16 protein-coding genes are annotated in these 18,255 nt (G+C 71.2%); 4 read left to right on the top strand and 12 right to left on the bottom strand.

From position 1 onward, the window contains the following. Window positions 1-9 precede the first annotated feature (9 nt). Entirely contained in the window at window positions 10-1,449 is a 1,440-nt protein-coding gene (locus V7004_RS05205) for a WS/DGAT/MGAT family O-acyltransferase (protein WP_334142583.1), read from the bottom strand. Window positions 1,450-1,518: 69 nt separating this feature from the next. Here V7004_RS05205 and V7004_RS05210 point away from each other — a divergent pair, with 69 nt between their 5' ends. Then, a complete protein-coding gene (locus V7004_RS05210; protein WP_334142584.1) occupies window positions 1,519-2,814 on the top strand; it encodes an alpha/beta hydrolase in 1,296 nt (431 codons plus the stop codon). 15 nt (window positions 2,815-2,829) lie between these two features. Here the strand turns inward: V7004_RS05210 and V7004_RS05215 are convergent, their stop codons facing one another. The 7 genes from V7004_RS05215 to V7004_RS05245 all read right to left on the bottom strand — a co-directional run bounded on the left by V7004_RS05215 (window position 2,830) and on the right by V7004_RS05245 (window position 10,027). Then, the gene (locus V7004_RS05215; protein ID WP_334142585.1) at window positions 2,830-3,288 is read right to left on the bottom strand and encodes a VOC family protein; all 459 of its coding nucleotides are present in this window, start codon (window positions 3,286-3,288) and stop codon (window positions 2,830-2,832) included. Continuing rightward, on the bottom strand, window positions 3,281-4,360 hold the full coding sequence (locus tag V7004_RS05220) for a zinc-dependent alcohol dehydrogenase (protein WP_334142586.1): 1,080 nt from the start codon (window positions 4,358-4,360) through the stop codon (window positions 3,281-3,283). Before V7004_RS05220 ends, V7004_RS05215 begins: the two co-directional genes overlap by 8 nt. Next, window positions 4,350-5,102 (bottom strand): ABC transporter ATP-binding protein, encoded by a 753-nt coding sequence (locus tag V7004_RS05225; RefSeq protein WP_334142587.1) that lies wholly within the window; start codon window positions 5,100-5,102, stop codon window positions 4,350-4,352. The genes V7004_RS05220 and V7004_RS05225 overlap by 11 nt, the downstream gene beginning before the upstream one ends. Beyond that, window positions 5,099-5,872 carry an ABC transporter ATP-binding protein gene (locus V7004_RS05230; protein WP_334142588.1) on the bottom strand — a complete coding sequence of 258 codons (774 nt, stop codon included), beginning with the start codon at window positions 5,870-5,872 and terminating at the stop codon, window positions 5,099-5,101. Before V7004_RS05230 ends, V7004_RS05225 begins: the two co-directional genes overlap by 4 nt. Further along, complete coding sequence (locus tag V7004_RS05235) at window positions 5,869-7,872, bottom strand: ABC transporter permease (protein WP_334142589.1); 2,004 nt, start codon at window positions 7,870-7,872, stop codon at window positions 5,869-5,871. Before V7004_RS05235 ends, V7004_RS05230 begins: the two co-directional genes overlap by 4 nt. A 33-nt stretch (window positions 7,873-7,905) precedes the next feature. Beyond that, on the bottom strand, window positions 7,906-9,222 hold the full coding sequence (locus V7004_RS05240) for an ABC transporter substrate-binding protein (protein ID WP_334142590.1): 1,317 nt from the start codon (window positions 9,220-9,222) through the stop codon (window positions 7,906-7,908). 124 nt (window positions 9,223-9,346) lie between these two features. Next, window positions 9,347-10,027, bottom strand: coding sequence for a TetR/AcrR family transcriptional regulator (locus V7004_RS05245; RefSeq protein WP_334142591.1), 681 nt, complete (start codon window positions 10,025-10,027; stop codon window positions 9,347-9,349). 82 nt (window positions 10,028-10,109) lie between these two features. On the opposite strand from V7004_RS05245, the gene V7004_RS05250 reads away from it, so the two are divergent. Continuing rightward, window positions 10,110-11,876, top strand: a complete 1,767-nt coding sequence (locus V7004_RS05250; protein ID WP_334142592.1) for an AMP-binding protein — start codon at window positions 10,110-10,112, stop codon at window positions 11,874-11,876. After that, the gene (locus V7004_RS05255; protein ID WP_334142593.1) at window positions 11,877-13,013 is read left to right on the top strand and encodes an acyl-CoA dehydrogenase family protein; all 1,137 of its coding nucleotides are present in this window, start codon (window positions 11,877-11,879) and stop codon (window positions 13,011-13,013) included. A gap of 29 nt (window positions 13,014-13,042) precedes the next feature. Here the strand turns inward: V7004_RS05255 and V7004_RS05260 are convergent, their stop codons facing one another. Next, entirely contained in the window at window positions 13,043-13,249 is a 207-nt protein-coding gene (locus V7004_RS05260) for a CDGSH iron-sulfur domain-containing protein (RefSeq protein ID WP_334142594.1), read from the bottom strand. A 71-nt stretch (window positions 13,250-13,320) separates the two neighbouring features. On the opposite strand from V7004_RS05260, the gene V7004_RS05265 reads away from it, so the two are divergent. Further along, complete coding sequence (locus V7004_RS05265; protein ID WP_334142595.1) at window positions 13,321-14,040, top strand: 5'-methylthioadenosine/S-adenosylhomocysteine nucleosidase family protein; 720 nt, start codon at window positions 13,321-13,323, stop codon at window positions 14,038-14,040. Between the two features lie 51 nt (window positions 14,041-14,091). Here the strand turns inward: V7004_RS05265 and V7004_RS05270 are convergent, their stop codons facing one another. The 3 genes from V7004_RS05270 to V7004_RS05280 form a co-directional block, all read right to left on the bottom strand. Beyond that, window positions 14,092-15,804 carry a GMC family oxidoreductase gene (locus tag V7004_RS05270; protein ID WP_334142596.1) on the bottom strand — a complete coding sequence of 571 codons (1,713 nt, stop codon included), beginning with the start codon at window positions 15,802-15,804 and terminating at the stop codon, window positions 14,092-14,094. A gap of 178 nt (window positions 15,805-15,982) precedes the next feature. After that, a complete protein-coding gene (locus V7004_RS05275) occupies window positions 15,983-16,546 on the bottom strand; it encodes a gluconate 2-dehydrogenase subunit 3 family protein (RefSeq protein ID WP_334142597.1) in 564 nt (187 codons plus the stop codon). Window positions 16,547-16,563: 17 nt separating this feature from the next. Next, a partial coding sequence (locus V7004_RS05280; RefSeq protein ID WP_334142598.1) for a hydantoinase/oxoprolinase family protein occupies window positions 16,564-18,255 on the bottom strand: 1,692 nt, incomplete at its 5' end.

Raw genomic sequence — 18,255 nt, forward strand, 5'->3', positions numbered from 1 at the left:
TGCTCTGGTTCAACGGGTCGCCCCAGCCGGAGCGCGTGTGCCCTGCTCCGAGGCCTGCCGGGCCGCCGCCAGGAGCTGGCCGAACGCCTCGGGGACGGTGGCCGCGAGATCCCCGACGTCGGGCACCAGGGCCTTGGCGGCGAGGAAGCCGAAGTCGACCGAGTCCCGGTAGCTGAGGACCGTCACATTCAACCCCGCGCCCTCGATGACCGGGCCCATGGGGTAGGCCCGTTCCATCTCCGCTCCGGCCAGGTAGACGGAAAACGGCGGGCCGGGGATGTTCGAGAGGATGAAGCTGAGCGCGGGGCGATGGTGCGCGGCCAGCCCGGTTGCGCCGTAGATGCTGCTCACGAACCGGCTCGCCGTCGGGTCGATCACCTCCGCCCAGGCCGACAGGGTGTCGTTGCCGAGAGCCTCGTGCTCCCGCTTGGCGGCCAGCGCCGTCTCGTGGGTGGTGCGGAGGCACTGGACGGGGTCGCCGATGTCCGTGCGCAACGGCGTGAACATGATGGAGAGGCGGTTGTTCGCCTGGCCCTGCTCGCCATCGGCGCGCACCGACACGGGGCATGCGGTGACCATCGGTCGGTCGGGCAGCTCGCCGCGCTCGGCGAGGTACCGCCGCACCGCGAGCGCACAGGTCGCGAGCAGCACGTCGTTGACGGTGCCGCCGAGCACCTGCTTCACGTGCTTCACGTCGGCGAGGGGAAGGCGGGTGAAGGCGACGACCCGCTCCCCGGTGATCGGGCCGTTGAACGGGCTGCGGGGAGCGGTCAGCGGGGTCCCCCCGGACGGACCACCGGCCGCCCGCCGCTCCCGGCGGATGGTGCCGATCGCCTCGCCGGTCCGGCGGGCGAGCGACGGTAGGCCGGCAAGTCCCCGCAGGCGCTCCATGCCGGCCATGCCGAGCAGCTCCCAGCGGTCTGGCGCCGGCTCAGGTTCGAAGGAGGGCGGGGCGGGGCCCGCTGGGGGATCGGGCTCGAGGTCGAAGAACAGCGGCATGAGCTGCGCGCCGCCCGCGCCGTCCATGGCCGAATGGTGGATCTTGGCCACCAGCGCGATGCGCCCAGCTTCGACCCCTTCGATCACCCACATCTCCCACAGGGGTCGAGACCGCTCCAGCGGGATCGAGGCCAGGTGGCCCGTGAGCTCGGCCAGCTCGAGCATCCCGCCCGGGGACGGGAGGGCGACCCGGTGGACATGGTTATCGATGGAGAAGTCGGGGTCGTCGACCCACACCGGGTGGTGCAGGCGCAGTGGCACCTCCACCACCCGGCGCCGGAACGGCGGTATCAGGTGCACCCGGGAGGCGATGTGGTCCCGGATCCGCTCGAAGGAGTAGCCGCCGGGCATGGTTCCCGGGTTCAGCACCGCGGTGAGGGCCACATGCGTGTGCATCGCCGGGGTCTCGATGTACAGGAAGAAGGCGTCGAGCCCCGACAGTCGTTGCACCGTCCCAGTGTGCCACCGGCCTCGCCGGTCCGGTCGCTCCCCGGCCGCCCGAACGGGCACACTGATGGAATGGTCCCGTGGATCTTCCTCGTGGTCTCCACCCTGGGGGCGATCTTCACCCTCAACGCCTTCCACCCGGTGCGCCGCAACCGGGTGTTCTTCCTCCCCAGCTTCTTCGCGTCATGGCTCACCATCGAGCTGGGCTGGGTGCACATCGTCTGGGAGGCGGTCGCGGTCGTGATCTTCGTCCGGCTGGGCGCCCTGGAGGAATGGCCCGGGTGGCTGGCCCTCGGCGTGACGGGGGTCAACTGGGTGGGGCTGGGGATCATCGTGGCCAAGAGCCGCGCCACCGCCCAGCTCGCGGCCACCGCGCTCGCCGGGCTGGGCGAGGAGGACCCGGCGCCAGGGCACCATCACAAGATCCGGCGTACCCGCAACGTTCCCTACCGGCGGGTCGGCGGCCGCACCATCAAGCTCGACGTGTTCGAGCCCGCTGCGCCACCCGGGCCCGGCGAGCGGCGCCCCGCGATCCTGCAGATCCACGGCGGGGCCTGGGTGATCGGCGACAAGCGTGAGCAGGGTCTCCCCCTGCTCAAGTTCCTGGCGGCACGCGGTTGGGTGGGCTTCAACGCCAACTACCGGCTCAGCCCCGGCGCCACCTGGCCCGACCATCTCGTGGACCTCAAGCACGCGGTGGCCTGGATCCGTGAGCACGCGGACGACTACGGCGTGGATCCCCACTTCCTGGCCGTCACCGGGGGCTCTGCGGGAGGCCACCTGGCCGCCATGCTGGCGCTCACCGCCGGCGACCCTGAGTACCAGGAGGGAATCGAGGACGCGGACACCTCGATCCAGGCCGCCGTCCCCTTCTACGGGGTGTACGACTTCACCAACCGCAACGGCACGATGCCCCCGGAGTTCGTGAGCTGGTTCCTCGAGCCCATGGTGATGAAGCGCTTCCTGGCGGACGAACCGGAGGCGTTCGCCAAGGCATCACCACTCGACCGGGTGCACCCCGGCGCGCCCCCGTTCTTCATCATCCACGGCGACAACGACACGCTGGCTCCAGTGGAGGACGCCCGGGCGTTCGCGAAGCTCCTGGGCGAGGTCTCGGAGGCCCCGACCTTCTACCTCGAGTTGCACGGCGCGCAGCACGCGTTCGACGTGTTCGGCTCGATCCGCACCCGCCGGGTGCTGCGGGCCGTGTACCGCTTCCTCACCGTCATCCACGACCGCTACCGCGCCGGCGTGCCACCCGCCCGCATGCGACCGGCGGAAGCCGAGGTCGCGGCCCCGGGCAGCGACACCGCGGTGGATGCCGTGCGGGTCGACGAGGCGGCCGATGTGGAGCGGGCGGCGAGCTGAGGGGACCGGCTCGGCTCAGACCTGCCACTCGAAGAATTGCGTTTCGACCATCATCGGCAACAGGTAGCCCACGTAGAACGAGTGCAGCCGTAGCCCAGGGTGCTCCTCGACCTGCGGGGCGACGAGGTCGACCCGGTCGTCCCGGGCGCGATAGGCCCGGGCCCGATCGTAGAGGCGGTGCAACTCGTCGAGCGTCGACACCGCCTGCCCCCAGTGGTCGAGACGAGGGCAGTGCATCGGCTCGTTCTGCGCGATCAGGAAGACGAACTGGTCGTAGCGGTGTGCCATCAGGACCAACCGGGCGCCGTGTTCGGTCATGGTGGGCAGCTCCTCCCACCCGAAGACCTCGCCGTAGAAGGCACAGATCGCCGCGCAGCCGTCCGCGTCGAGCAGGGTGGACGGCACGCTCATCGCCACGTGATTGAAGCGCGGTGGGCGGGCGGGAGTTGCGGCCTGCGTTCGCAGATCACCCATGCGAAGCCTCCTCTCGCTGGCTCTCCGTGAATGGCACCACCATGACCTTGGCCGCGAGGTCACCCCGAACGAGCGCGTGCATGGCATCGAGCAACCGGTCGAGGGGAACGTCCACGGGCTCGATGAGCCGGTCCACGGGCAAGGCGCCGCTGGCGAGCAGTTCGAGCGCCTGCTCGAAGCCACCGTGGTCGTAGTTGAACGCCCCGGTGACCACCAGCTCGTTGAGCAGGATCCGGTTGGGGTCGAACGAAGGCGGCTCGATGCCGGCCCCGACGAGGACCAACCTCCCGCCGCGGGCGAGCTGGCACAACCCCGCCTCCATGGCGGCGCGCCTCCCCGAGCACTCGACGACCACGTCCACCGGGTCCGCGGCGAGCCGCTCCGGCTCCGCGATGGAGAACAGTGCCAGCGCGGACGGCTCGAGGATCCGCCCGGCCCCGAGCGCCTGCGCCAGCTGCTGCCGGCGGGGAAGCGGTTCCACCACCGTCACGTCCCCGTGGCCGCGGGTCACCAGCACGGCCAGCACCAGCTGGCCGATCGGCCCCAGGCCGGTGATCATCACTCGATCGGGTGGCGCGATGCGCCCCACGGTGATGGCGTGCAAGGCCACGGCCAGTGGCTCAGCCAGCGCCGCCACCCGCAGCCCCAGTCCGTCAGGCACCCGCAGGAGCCGGCGGGCATCCACCCGCACGTACCGGGTGAAGGCTCCCTGATGGTCGCTCCTGCCAGGGTTGGCGCGGGCCTCGCACAGCGATGGGCGAGCGGCTCGGCACCACCGGCAGCTCCCGCACCGTGGTTCGGGTCCGCCGAGCACGGCCAGGCCAGCGGGCCACCCCTCAACCCCCTCGCCGACGGCGACGATGCGGCCGGTGAACTCATGGCCACCGATGGATCCTGGCCGGGCCCAGCCGTCGAGCCCGAGATGGAGATCGGAGCCGCACACCCCGCAGTGGCTCACCTCGACCAGCACCTCGCCGGGACCAGGTGTCGGCACCGGCCGGTCTTCGAGCTCGATGACGCCAGGGCCATCGAATACCGCGGCGGTCATGGTGGTGGGCAGGTCAGGCCCCATCGCCCTGCTCCGGCTGTTGTCCTGCCGGTTCCCGCTGCCGGGGGAGGAAGAACGGGGTGAGCTCGTCGATGGGGATCACCGGGCCCTGGTAGGAGACTTCGCCGCGGGAGAGCACCACCACCCGGTCGGCGAGAGCCAGCGCGTGCTCCACGTGCTGCTCGACGACGAGCAAGGTGATGCCCTTCCCCTTCAGGCGAGCGAGCTGCCGGTACACCTCGATCACGACGATCGGGGCGAGACCCAGTGACAGCTCGTCGACGATGAGCAGTCGCGGGGGGTTCACCAGTACTCGGGCGAGCGCCAGCATGCGTTGTTCGCCCCCCGACAGCGACCCCGCCTGCTGCTCGGCCCGCTCCCCGAGCCGCGGGAACAGCGTGTACGCCTCGTCCAGGGCGGCCCGTGCGCCTCGCCGACCGAACGCCTGGTGGAAAGCCAGCTCGAGGTTCTCCTCCACGGTGAGGGACGCGAACACCGACCGACCCTCCGGTGCGTGGCTGATGCCGCGCCGAGCGAGCTCGAAGGCTTTCGAACCCGACACGTCCTCACCCTCGAAGCGGATCGTGCCCGCCGACGGGTGCAGCAGGCCTGAACACACCCGGGCCACCGTGGTCTTGCCGGCCCCGTTGCTGCCGAGCAGGGCCACGGCCTCGCCGGGATGGACGGCGAACGAGACCCCGAACAGGGCGCGGAACGGACCGTACGCGGCCTCGACCCGGTCGAGCGCGAGGAGTGGCCCGTTCACACCGTGACCCCCAGGTACGCCTCCCGAACGACGGGGTCATCGAGCACCTCCCGGGTCGGGCCGGAGGCGATGACCGTGCCGTAGTCGAGGACGTGCAGCCGTTCGGTCACGTCTCGCACCAGGTTGAGGTCGTGCTCGACCAGCACGAAGGTCACGCCCCGCTCCTGCCGAGCCCGTACGAGCACGGCCGCGACCTCCGCGGTCTCCAGCCGGTCGAGCCCTGACGACGGTTCGTCCAGGAACAACAGGCGGGGCTCGGTCATGAGGGCGCGCCCGAGCTCGACCAGCCGGCCCTGGCCGAGGGTGAGAGCCTCGATCGGCCGGTCCGCCGCCGCCTGCAAGCCGAGCATCGCCAGCATCTCCAACGCCCGGTCGCGCACCTCCGCCGGTGGGCGTCCCCGGGTCACGAGGTCGCTGAGGACGCTCAACCTGCTGCTGGACGGTTGCGCAGCAACGATGAGGTGATCGAGCACGGACATCCCGCTGAACAGCTCCATCCGCTGGAAGGTGCGGGCGATACCGAGTCGGGCCCGGCGGTGGGTGGGGAGGCCGGTGACGTCCTGCCCGGCGAAGCGCACCCGCCCGCCGTCGGGGCGGAGCAGGCCGTACAGGCAGTTGAACAGCGTGGTCTTGCCGGCACCGTTCGGCCCGATCAGCCCCACCATCTCGCCCGGCTCGACCACCAGATCGACCCGATCCAGGGCTCGGATGCCCGCGAAGCGCTTGGTGATACCCCGGGCGTCGAGCAGGGGGGGCGTGGCCGTGGTCACTGCCCGGCCCCCACGCCCACCGCGGCCACGGTGTCCTCCGGGTGAGGCGGGCGGCCTGCTGCCCGCTCGCCCCGGCGCGCCAGCTTCCGCATCGTCCACTGCAACGAGGCGCGGGTCCGGGCTTCGACGATGCCCTCAGGGTGCTTCGCGTAGGTGACCGCACCGAGGCCGAAGAGGATGAAGGCGATGCCCTGCGAGAGGGACTGCGGGATGCCGGCCAGCTCCAGCAGCCGGGGGAAGACCATGAAGGACACTCCTGCGGTGATGGCTGCCTGAATGGATCGCGAGCCGAGGGTCACCACCAGGACCACCCACACCAGGCCGAAGAAGTACGTGAAGTTCGCGTCGTAGTTGACCCGGCCCTCGAACGAGGCCAGCAGGCCGCCGCCGAAACCGGCGATACCAGCCGACAGCGAGAAGGCGAGCACCTTGCGGGCGAAGGGGTTGATCCCCACGGAGGAGGCGGCGATCTCGCTGCCGCGCACCGCGTCGAGCATCCGGCCGGTCGCGCCACGCTTCCACGCGAACACCAGGAGGGCGGCGAGGGCGAGCACCGCCAACGCCAGCACGAAGAAGGCCCGGTCGCTCGAGAAGTCCACGGCGCCGATCCGAGGCCGTGGCACCCGGGGCGGGCGGAACCCCCCGCTCACCCAGTCCAGCGGGCGCACCACGTACTCGAACATCAACGCGAAGGCCAGCGTGGCCAGCGCCAGGTAGATGCCACCGAGGCGGAGGGCGGGGAGCGCGATCAACGCCCCCACCAGCGCGGCCACGGCCGCCCCGGCGAACAGCGCGGCCAGCACGCTCACCCCGGTCTCCGCCACCAAGCGGGCCACGGTGAACGCGCCGACCGCGGCGAAGGTGGCCTGGCAGAGGGAGATCTGGCCGGTGAGCCCGGTCAGGATCACGAAGGAGAGGAAGATCGCCCCGAGGATCACCCCCTTGGTGACCACCGAGACCCAGAAGGCATCGAAGACCGTCAACGTGAGCACGCTGGACCCGATGACGAACACGACCGCCACCCCCCTGGTCGCCAGGGTGAGAGCCCGGTCGCGGATGACCGCTGGTGGCGCCGGGGGCGGTGGGTCGACCCCGCCGAGAGGGTCGGCGACCTCACGGGGCTGGCGCAGGCCTGGCCAGAACAGGAGCAGCAGGAAGAGGGCGAGGAACGGCAGCGACGGTCGGAGGCCTTGCGCCAGGACGCTGTCGGAAGGCAGGTAGCCCGCGAGCATCGCCTGCAGCACGCCGAGCAACAGCCCGCCGAGCAGGGTCAGCGGGATGCTCGACAGCCGCCCGAAGGCGGCCGCGGCCAGCGCAGCGACGAGGAGGGTGAAGAAGTGGACCTCGCTGACCTGCGCGAAGAGGGGAGCGAGGAGCACCCCGGCCAGGCCGGCGAAGAAGCTGGAGAGCATCCATGAGATGCTGCTGACCCGCTCCGCGTTCACCCCGTTGAGCTCGGCCATGCGGGCGCTCTCGACGACCGCGCGCATGCGCAGTCCGAGGTTCGTCGCCCGGAACAGCAGCGTGAGCCCACCGGCTGCCGCCGCGGTGATGGCGATGGTCACGAGCTGGTTGGTGTCGAGGCTGTACTCGCCGAAGCGCAGGACGTAGTTGGAACGGATGACACCGGGTGGGTTGAACGCCGATCCGGAGCCGAACCACAGCTTGACGATCTGGGGGATCGCGACCAGCAGGCCGAGCGAGACGACCAGCTTGGGCAGCGTGCCCGCGGAGCGCAGGTGCCGGTAGAGGAGGTGATCGAGGAGTAAGCCCAGTAGTGGCCCGATCACCCCCACCGCTACGGCCAGCGCCGCGAGGGAGGGCCAGCTCCGGTTGATCACCAGGTCGTAGTAGACGGCAGCCGAGACGAAGGCCTGGGCGCCGAATGCCAGGTTGAACACCCCGGAGGTCTTGTAGGTGAGCACGATGCCCGTCGCCATCAGGGCGAACACGCACCCGACCGGGATCCCCCGGATGATGTAGGCCAGGAGCTCGGACATCGGTGCCCCCTTGGCTCGGCGCCGACGCCGTGCCTAGCCCTTCTCGCCGGCCTTGCGCTCGGGCTGCTCCGGCAGCTGATCGGCGTCCACGTCGAAGCAGATGAACGGCCGGCCGGGCTCGCCGTAGAGCGGAACGAAGCCCCCATTGCTGATCTTGGAGATTGCGCTGCAGGACACGGAGGATCGCTGGTCGTGGGCGATCGTCCAGTCCACACCCGGGATCAGCCCGTCGGCGTTCCAGTAGTCGAAGGAGTTGATCGCGTCGATGACCTTCTGCTGGGTGAACTCGGGGCCCGCAGCGACCAGGCCACGGTAGAAGAGGTCGGCCGCGAGCCAGCCGGACATGGAGAGCTCGCTACGCGCCCCGCCGGTCTTGTCGATCCACTCGACGTAGCTCTTCATGCCTTCAGGCGGGTCCGCGACTTCGAAGGGGACGAACCAGGTCAGCACCAGGGAGCCGTCGAGGACGTTCGCGAACTGCTTCGCGACGTTCGCGTCGTAGCCGTTCGGCATGTACTGGACGGCGTCGAGCTGTTGCTTGTCGATCTCCCGGGCGAGGTTGGTCACCCCGTTGAGGTCCATACAGGTGGTGACGAACTGGACCCCGGCCTGCTTCATCTTGCTCACCTGCACGCTGAAGTCGGTGACCCCGTAGCTGAGGGCGAGGTCCTGGAAGGCCACCTCGGCCGTCGGCCACTTCCGGAAGGAAGCGATGATCCCGTCCGCACATTCCTTGGACTGGGGCACGTTGTAGGCGAGCACCGCGACCTTCGTGGCCCCGGTGTCCTTGGCCAGCCAGGGCACCAGCGGTGCCGGGCAGTTGAAGCACAGCTCGCCACCGCGGTCACCGAAGAGGTTGGGAGGGCCGGCCCACTCGGGGTTGATGGTCCAGCCGAAGGTCGGGGTGCCCGAAGCGGCGGCGACGTCGGCCCCGGTGAACAGCAGCGTGGCCACCGGGAGGATGGCGAAGACCTTGTCCTGCGAGATGAGCGCCTGCACCTGCTGCTGGTTGTTCGCCACCTGGTCGTCGCGTTCGGCGACGAGCTTGAGCTGGCGCCCGTAGATGCCGCCCCGGGAGTTGACCATCTCGAAGTAGGCCCGGACGCCGTCGAACGCGTCCCCGTAGTTGCCGCCCAGCGGATTGCTCACCGAGGCCACGCCACCAACTCGGATCTCGGTGTCGGTGACCCCGGGCTGGTCGACCGGCACCTTCCTGGTCAGGTCGGACGGGCTGGCGGTGCCGGTGGGCGCATCACCACCTCCACCACTGGACGAACCGGTCTCGGCGTTGCCGCACGCCGCCGCGACGAGCGCGAGAAGCGCAACCAGCGTGGCGATCCGCTTGCACATCGGCGACCTCCCCCAGCCGAGCGATGCTCTTCCCCGTGCCTGCCACAGCGTAGCCGGCGAATCTGACGCCCGTGTCAGCAATCTTTCCCGGTGCCCGCCCGGCCGGCTCGATCGTCGAGGGTGATCAGCGGGGGAAGAGTGCTCGATGGACGACGCCGGCGAGGGTAGCGACCATCTGGTCGCGAGTGGCCGCGACCTGCCCCGAGAGCACGAAGTAGTTCAACCGCTCGACCATGGCCACCAGGGCCATGGCGGCGATGGCGGGATCGATATCGGTGGGCCCGCCGGAGGCCTCGATCAGCGCGCTGGCCAGCTCGCCCACCACGTCGGTCCCCAGGCGGCCGACGTCGCTGCCACCGACCTCCGCCTCGGTCCAGGTCCGGATGATGGGACCGTAGTGCTCGTAGAGCGCGGCGAAGCGATCAAGCCAGGCTTCCAGCTCCGCCAGCCCCTTCTCGTCGGGCGTCACCGGGCCGAGCGATCCCCGCAGGGTGGCGAGCTCGTCCGCCACGTCGGCCACCAACGCCTGGAAGAGGTCCTCCTTGTTCGAGAAGTAGAGGTAGAAGGTGCCGTGGCTGGTCCGGGCGGCTTTCACGATGTCGTCGACCCGGGCCGCGTGGTAGCCCCGCTTGGCGAAGACCTGGATGCCGGCGTCGAGGAGCTTGCGCATGGTGCGCTGGCCACGGGCGCGCAGTTCGCGCTGGCGGGCCGGCGCGCCGGCGCGACCGGGTGCGGGCGGGCGCTCGCCGTTGCCGGCTGGGCTACTGGCGGATGGGCGGGTGGCGGCCTTCTTGCGGGTCGGCACGGTGCACGAGGCTAAAGGAACGTGACGAGGGTGTCAGGAACCGCTCGGGAGGACCTGACATCGGTGTCATACAATGGTGCTCGTGCCGGCATCTGCCCCTCGATCGGTCCCCGAACCCGGCCAGGCCGTGCCACCCGCGGGCAACGCGGCCACGCTGCTACGCCGCAACCGGGACGATGCGGCCATCGCGTCCCGCCCCGCGGTCCTCTTCGGTGACCAGGTCTGGACCCACCGGCAGTACGTGGAGGAGTCGCTGCGCTGGGCGGCCCTGTTCCGCCAGCGGTTGCCCGACGGGCGGCCACCCCACGTCGGGGTGCTGCTCGACAACACCCCCGACTACCTGTTCGCCTTCGGTGGCGCCGCCTTCACGGGCGCGGCGGTGGTCGGGCTCAACCACACCCGCCAGGGTGAACACCTAAGGCGCGACATCGTCCACACCGACATCGGCCTGCTGATCACGGAGCCCACGCACCTGCACCGGCTGGAACCGATCGTGGAGGAGCTGCCCTTCGGGCCGGAGCAGATCCTCGTCTCGTCCCGGTGGCGCCGCCGGGCCGACCCCCCCCCGGCGCTGGGCCGCGACCTGGCGCCCGCGCTCGACGGTGCGGTGGGCGACGACGACGGGTTCGAACCGGATCCCTCCACGACCTGGGCGCTGATCTTCACCTCCGGCACCTCGGCCGCGCCCAAGGCGGTGATCTGCAGCCAGCGGCGGCTGCTGGTCACCGGGACCCGCCTCGGCCTGCTGCTCGGGCTGGGGCCGGATGACGTGGGCTACGTGAGCATGCCCCTGTTCCACTCCAACGCGGTCATGGTGGGCTGGATGCCTTCGCTCGTGTACGGGTGCGCGGTCGGGCTGGCCCGCCGGTTCACGGCCTCGGGGTGGCTCGCCGACGTGCGCCGCTACCGGGCCACCTACTTCAACTACACCGGCAAACCGCTCGCCTACCTCGTGGCCACGCCCGAGAAGCCCGACGATGCCGACAACCCCTTGCGCATCGCCTTCGGCAACGAAGGATCACCGGAGGTCGTCGAGGCCTTCCGCCGCCGTTTCGGGGTGGCCGAGGTCATCGACGCGTTCGGGGCCACCGAAGGGGGCATCTCCCTCGACCGCGACGGCCCCGTGAAGCCCGGGGCGATGGGGATCGCCCCACCGCACATCAAGATCGTCGACGAGGACGGCAACGAGCTGGCTGCTGCTCGCTTCGACCAGCACGGCCGGCTGCTCAACGCCAGCGAGTGCGTGGGTGAGATCGTGAACACCGCGGGCGCGGGACCGTTCGAGGGCTACTACAACAACGACGAGGCCACCGCCGCCACCACCCGCCGGGGCTGGTACTGGAGCGGGGATCTCGGCTACATGGACGAGGACCGCAACGTCTACTTCGCCGGTCGGAACGCGGACTGGATCCGGGTGGACGGGGAGAACTTCCCGGCCGGGCCCATCGAGGCCGCGCTCGGCCGCCACCCTGACGTGGTGCTCGCCAGCGTCTACGGGGTGCCGGACGAGCAGGCGGGCGACCAGGTCATGGCTGCGGTGGTCCTGCGAGAGGGTCGGGCCTTCGACGGCGCGGCCTTTGCCCGCTGGCTGGACTCGCTCGACGACATCGGCCCCAAGTGGCGCCCCCGCTACGTGCGGGTGGCGGCGGAGCTGCCCACCACCGGCACCAACAAGGTCGTCAAGCGCACCCTGGTGCACGAGAAGTTCCGCCACGACCGGGTCGGCACCGACCAGCTCTACCGGCGGGAGCGGGGTGAGGAGCACTACCGGCCCTTCACCGAGGCCGACGAGCGCGACCTGCGCCAGCGCTTCGTCCGTGCCGGCCGCGAGCGCTTCTGGGACCTGTAGATGGACCTGGCGTTCAGCCCCCAGGAAGCCGCCTTCGCGGCCGAGGTGCGAGCGTGGCTGGCCGCGAACCTGGAGCTGCCCGCGTCGTTCGCCTCGCCGGAGGAGGAGCTCGAGTGGGGACGCGCCTGGCAGGCCAGGATGGCCGCCGACCGGTGGGTGGGCATCTGGTGGCCGGCCGAGTACGGCGGCCGGGACGCCACGCCGGTCGAGGTGGCGCTGTTCAACATGGAGTACGCCCGGGCCGGCGCGCCGCAGCCGGTCAACCGGGTCGGGATCAACCTGGCCGGCCCCACCTTGCTGGCCCACGGCACGGAGGCCCAGAAGCGCCGCTGGCTGCCGGCGATCCTCGACGCCAGCGAGATCTGGTGCCAGCTGTTCTCCGAGCCGGACGCCGGATCGGACCTGGCCGCGCTGTCCACCCGCGCCGAGCCGGTCGACGGAGGGTGGCTGCTCACCGGCCAGAAGGTGTGGACCTCCTACGCGCAGTTCGCCCGCTGGGGCATCTGCCTGGCCCGCACCGACCCCGGCGCCCCCAGGCACCGGGGCATCTCGTACCTGGTGGTGGACATGACCGCCGAGGGGATCGACATCCGCCCCCTGCGGCAGATCACCGGCGAGACCGAGTTCAACGAGGTGTTCCTCGACCGGGTCTTCGTCCCCCACGAGCAGCTCGTGGGCACGCTGAACGCCGGCTGGGCGGTCGCCAACACCACGCTGGCGCACGAGCGGGGCACCAACTTCCCGTTCAAGGAGCAGGTCGTGCACGAGGTGCACCTCGACCGGCTCTACCGGCAGGCGGTGGCCGACGGGCTGCTCGACTCGGTGGAGGTCGCCGACGCGCTCGCCCAGGCCTTCGTCGAGCTGCGGGTGCTCCGCCTGCACAACTGGCGGACGCTGTCCCGGCTGGGTCGGGGGATCCAGCCCGGCGCCGAGTCGAGCTGGGTCAAGCTGGCCTGGACCGACATGACCCAGCACCTGTCGCAGACCGCGCTCGACGTGGTGGGCGACGGGTCGTCGCTGGAGGGGGAGTGGCCTCGCCAGTGGCTGTGGAGCAAGGCCGCGTCGATCGCGGGCGGAACCTCCGAGATCCAGCGCACGATCATCGCCGAGCGCCTGCTCGGGCTGCCGCGCTCGTAGCCGTGCGATCGTCGACCCGGTGCCGGTCGTCAGTCCGCGGCGAACCCGATCGCCCGGTGGGAGCGGTCGCAGAAGGGCTTGGTGCCCGACCCGCCGCACCGGCACAGGGCGACGTCGTCGCCGTCGATCGGTATCTCGGTGCCGTCACGATCGACCAGGCGGATCGGCCCGGTGACCTTGTAGGGGCCGTTCTCGCGGACCTTGATGGTCACGTCTCGGGGGACGTCGCCGGCCATGACCGCCAGGCTACGGGGGTGCTCGCCGATGGTGCGGGACCCGGTCCCGTCGGGGGCGAGGCGGCAGCGCCGTGACCTTCGATCCCGCGCCCATCGGGGTGCTCGCACCCATGCCCCCCGAGCTGCGGCCACTGGTGCGACGGCTCCGCCTCCGGCGCCCGCGTGGATCGCCCGTCCACACCGGGCAACTCGGTGGTCTCGCCATCGTCGCCACCACGACCGGGGTGGGCATCGAGCGCGCCCGCCGGGCAACGTCGCGGTTGATCGACCAGTACCGGGTGCGGCACGTGCTGGTCCTCGGCGTCGCCGGTGGTCTCGACCCGTCGCTGGCCATCGGCGACGTGGTGGTACCGGAGGTGGTGGAGGCGGCTGACGGCACCCGGTATTCGGCCAGCACGCTCGGCGGGCCGGTGCCCTCGGGCTGCATCCTCAGCGACGATCAGCTCGTCAAGGACCCGGCCGCGCTGGCGGGGCTGCGCCGGCGGGGGGTCACCGCCCTGGACATGGAGACCGCGGGCGTGGCCGAGGTGTGTTCGGCCCGCGGGGTGGGGTGGTCGGCGTACCGGGGGATCAGCGACCAGGCACTCGACCCCAGCGTGGACGAGGCCATCCTCGGGCTGCTGCGCCCCGACGGCTCCGCGGACCTCGGCCGGGTCGCTCGGCTGATCGGGCGCGAGCCCCGCCGGCTGGCGAGCCTCGTTCGCCTGGGTCGCCAGCTCGCCACGGCGACCGGCGCGGCTGCCCGCACCGCGGCCGCCGCGCTCGGTGCCGCGGCCGCAGCGTCGAGCTGACCCGTCCCGGCTCCAGCCAGCCGCGTCGCTCGCCGTTGGCCCGACCGATGCTCAACCCACTGGGCGGTTCGTCCGCGGCAGCGGGTTGCCGGTCAGCAGGCACGCGGCCCGCAGGGCCAGTGCGGCCAGGGTCAGTGTGGGCCCGTAGCCGGTCGAGCTGACGAATACCGACGAGTCGGCGCACAGCAGGTTCTCGATGTCATGGAACCGGCCCTGCGGGTCCACCACGCTCGTCGCGGGATCGTCCCCCATGCGACAGGTGCCCATGACGTGCTTGGAGGACGGAGCGAGCCCGAGCGGGTTCTGGCGGTCGAGCTCGGTGATCGGGCCCAGTGGTGGCGAGGTGGTGCTGAACGACCACTCGGCCCCGGCCTCGAGCATCACCTGCTCCAGGATCGGGGCGACGTGCGCCGAGGCCACCACCTCATGCCGGTGGGGACGGTAGGTGACCCGGCCCGCCGGTCGGCCCCACACGTCACGCACCGCCGGGTCGAGGTCCACCCGGTTGGTGGGTTGGGGGAGATCCTCGCCCTGCATCGTGAACACCCACAGGCGATCCCGCAGGTCGGAGCGGTGCATCGACGGGTTGTGCGCCGGGCCGGGCGGGTAGTTCTTGGCCTCGAGCACCGGCCCCGCGGCCGCCCCGTGCTCGACGATCCCGCCGCGGATCCACGGTAGGCCGGCCTCCCTCGCCGCCCGGCGGGCCTCACGATCGGGCACCAGGTGGTCGTCATGCAGGTGGGTGACCGAGCGCCCCCGGTGCCCGTGGAGGCGGAAGTGGAAGCCGCCCACGGTGAGGGTCTGCACGTGGTACATCAGGTGGCGCCCGACCAACCCCGACGAGTTGGCGAGCCCGTTGTGGAGCAGCAGGCGCGGGGTTTCGAACGCGCCGCAGGCCAGCACCACGTACTCAGCGGTGACGACGTGGCTGTTCAGCTCGGCGTCGAGGTAGCGCACGCCGGTGGCCCGCCGCCCCCGGCGGTCGAGGAGGATCTCGGTCGCCACGCACTCCGGGCGGAGCTGGCATCGCCCGGTCCGCAGCGCCCGGCCCAGCATGGCGACGGGGTCTCCCTTGGCGTGGATAGGGCATCCATAGAGCCCGCAGAACCCGCAGTTGTTACACGCTGGTCGCCCGTCGTACGGGACGCTGTTGGCGCCGGTGGGCGCGGGGTAGGGGTGCAGGCCGAGGCGCTCGGCGGCGGCCGTGGAGAGGGTGGCGCCGTACATGTCGGGACCGGGGGGCATGGGGTACGGCCCGGAGCGCCAGGAGGCGAAGGGGTTCGCGGTGTGGTCGCCCGCCACCCCGATCGATCGCTCCACCTCGGCGTAGTAGGGCTCCAGGTCGTCGTAGCTGATGGGCCAGTCCTCCACCGCGGCCCCCTCCACGGGACCGTAGCTGGAGCGGAGCCGGAAGTCCTCCTCCCGGAACCTCGGGAGCTTGCCGTCGGCGTGGACCCCGCCGCCTCCGACCGTGCTCGGCAGGTTGTTGACGTCGCCGACCAGCAGGCGGTCACCGTCGCCCCCGTCCCGCCGGTAGGTGCGTGGCTCGAGGAGTGGGTCCGGTCCCAGGACGTGGCGGTGGACGAACTTGATCTCGTCGTTGGAGAACACGGTCTTGGGTGCGTAGGGCGGCTCCAGCTCGATGAGGTGGTTGCGGCCCTTCTCGAGGATGATGCAGTCCCATCCGAACCGGGTGACGGCCTCGGCGAAGGTGGCCCCACCCGGCCCCGAGCCGACGATCACCACCCGGGCATCGACGGTCATCGGTCGCCAGCCCCTCCGCCCCAGGGCCCACCCGCTGGCGAACTGTTCATGGTGGTGCGGTGTTGGTCCGCGGATCGGTGAACAGTTCGGGGTGGTGTGGGCGAACTGTTCATGGTGGCGCGGTGTTGGTCCGCGGATCGGTGAACAGTTCGGGGAAAGGAGATTGGAGGAGTCGCGGTCACGGTTCGGAGACCTCGGTGTCGGTGTAGCCGCGGGGCTGGGCGTCGCCGGGGAAGGCGATGAACCGCCATCCCACCTGGTCCCGGTTGCCGCCGTAGACCGGATCGCCGTAGAGGCCCTCACACGCGTGCTCGTACAGCAGCGCCTTGAACTCGGGCACCGCGTCGAGCCGGGCATCCTGTTCGGGCCCGTCGCAGGAGGCGAAGTCGGCGCCGAGCGCCTCCAGGCCCGCTCGGTAGCGCTCCTGCAGGCCGATCACCGGCCCGTTGAACTCCCGCTCGGGGATGCCCCGGGAGCCCTCGATGCGGATACGCCAGGCCAGCTCCTCCAGGGGGGACAGCTCCAGGAACGCCTCGAACCGGGCCTCGCCGCCCCGCCGCCCGGAGAACGGCCCGCCCGCCCATATCCGGGGCGGATCGAAGCTGAACGCGCCCAGCAACTGGTCGATGTAGTCGGCCACCCCAGCCCGGGTGGCCCCGGGTGCCCCCAGCTGGGGATCGGCAGGAATCAACCGTTCGCAGGCGGCGGCAACGACCGCGTACTCGGCGTCGGTGAAGAACACGGGCATACCGGCCGAGCTCAGGTGACGGTCAGTTCGTAGCCGAGATGGGGCGCCAGCCGGCAGGTCGAGCCGGGCGGGACCACCACCACCGTGAAGGGCTCCTGTATCAGGGCCGGCCCGGCGATCTCCGCCCCCACGCCGAGCACGCCGCCGTCGAAGACCGGCGTGTCGACGAAGCCGTCGCCGAAGAAGGCGGCGCGCCTGCCCAACACCGCCCGGGAGGGGTCGGTCACGGTGCCCGCCTCACCCAGGTGGTCGGGCTTGGGGGTGTAGCCGCGGGCGGTCAACCGCACGCCGCGCACCAGCGGCTGCTGGTTCCGGAAGGCGAAGCCCCGGTCGGCCTCGTGCAGGTCGTGGAAGCGCTCCGCGAGATCGAGCAGGCCCTCCTCGCAGAGCTCGGTGCCCTCGGGCACCGGCACGCTCATGTCGAAGTTCTGGCCCCCATAGGCCATCTGCACGTAGAGCTCGGCATGGATTGCCACGGGCGCCAGGCCGGCAGGCTCGAGCTCCTTGGTGACCTCCTCGTCGACGTCACGCATGAGCGCCCGCAACCGGTCGAGGTCCACCTGTGACAGGGGCACGACGTAGGAGCGCATCACGTCGACCACGTAGTCGGCGACCAACACCCCCAGGGCGGAGAAGGCAGGCGCGGTCTTGGGCACGATCACCCGGCTGATGCCGAGCTCGGCGGCGATGGCCCAGGCGTGCACCGGGCCGTTCCCGCCGTAGGCGAGCATCGCCAGCTGCCGTGGATCGGCCCCGTAGCCGGCGAGCACCTTGCGGGTGGCGTTGGCCATGTTGGCGTTGACGATCCGCTCGATACCCCAGGCTGCGGCGGTGACGTCGAGCCCCAGCGGCTCACCGACGTCCCGGGCGATGGCCGAGCGGGCCGCGTCCACGTCGAGTGTCATGCGCCCGGCGGCGAAGCCCTCGACGGGGAGATAGCCGAGCGCCAGGTCCGCGTCGGTGACGGTCGGCCGTTCGCCACCGCGTCCATAGCACACCGGACCGGGGGTCGATCCCGCCGATTCCGGCCCCACCAGCAGCGCTCCCTGCCTGACCCGGGCGATGGAGCCTCCGCCGGCACCGACCGACTGGACGTCGACCATGGGCATGCCGATGTAGTAGCGGTACCGCCAGTTCCAGTCGGTCTTGATCTGTGGCCGGCAGTCGCGCACCAGGCACAGGTCGAAGCTGGTGCCACCCATGTCCACGGCCACGAAGTCCGGCGCGTCGGCGGCCCGGGCGGCGACGGTGGCGCCCATCACGCCGCCCGTGGGGCCGGAGCCGAGCAGGCTCACCGCTCGCCGGGCCACGTACTCGGGGGGCATCACCCCGCCGGTGGATTGCATGATCAGGAGCTGGCCGCGGTAGCCCGCCCGCCGCAGCTTCTCGGAGAGGTTGGTGACGTAGCGGGTGATGCGCGGCGCCACGTACGCGTTGACCAACGTCGTCGACACCCGCTCGAACTCCGGGCCACGGGCCATCACCTCGTGCGAGAGCGAGATGTGTTCGGCACCCGGAAACTCTTCTTGGATGATCTCCCGGGTGCGCAGCTCGTGCTCGGGGTTCACGAACGAGAACAGGTACATGACCGCGAGCGAGCTGCACCCGAGCTTCGCCAGGCGCCGCACGCCGGCCCGGACCGCCTCCTCGTCGAGGGGGAGCAGCTCCTCGCCGTCGTAGGCGTGGCGCTGGGGAACGGGGAT

Source organism: Rhabdothermincola sp. (genome assembly GCF_036846205.1).
Taxonomy (GTDB): Bacteria; Actinomycetota; Acidimicrobiia; order Acidimicrobiales; family Acidimicrobilacustridaceae; genus Rhabdothermincola.

What these genes read in the sequence shown, in the direction of transcription:
- V7004_RS05260 (WP_334142594.1), bottom strand. Translation starts at nt 13,249, where the DNA reads ATGGCCGGCGACGTCCCCCGAGACGTGACCATCAAGGTCCGCGAGAAC.
- V7004_RS05235 (WP_334142589.1), bottom strand. Translation starts at nt 7,872, where the DNA reads ATGTCCGAGCTCCTGGCCTACATCATCCGGGGGATCCCGGTCGGGTGC.
- V7004_RS05240 (WP_334142590.1), bottom strand. Translation starts at nt 9,222, where the DNA reads ATGTGCAAGCGGATCGCCACGCTGGTTGCGCTTCTCGCGCTCGTCGCG.
- V7004_RS05270 (WP_334142596.1), bottom strand. Translation starts at nt 15,804, where the DNA reads ATGACCGTCGATGCCCGGGTGGTGATCGTCGGCTCGGGGCCGGGTGGG.
- V7004_RS05215 (WP_334142585.1), bottom strand. Translation starts at nt 3,288, where the DNA reads ATGGGTGATCTGCGAACGCAGGCCGCAACTCCCGCCCGCCCACCGCGC.
- V7004_RS05255 (WP_334142593.1), top strand. Translation starts at nt 11,877, where the DNA reads ATGGACCTGGCGTTCAGCCCCCAGGAAGCCGCCTTCGCGGCCGAGGTG.
- V7004_RS05210 (WP_334142584.1), top strand. Translation starts at nt 1,519, where the DNA reads ATGGTCCCGTGGATCTTCCTCGTGGTCTCCACCCTGGGGGCGATCTTC.
- V7004_RS05220 (WP_334142586.1), bottom strand. Translation starts at nt 4,360, where the DNA reads ATGGGGCCTGACCTGCCCACCACCATGACCGCCGCGGTATTCGATGGC.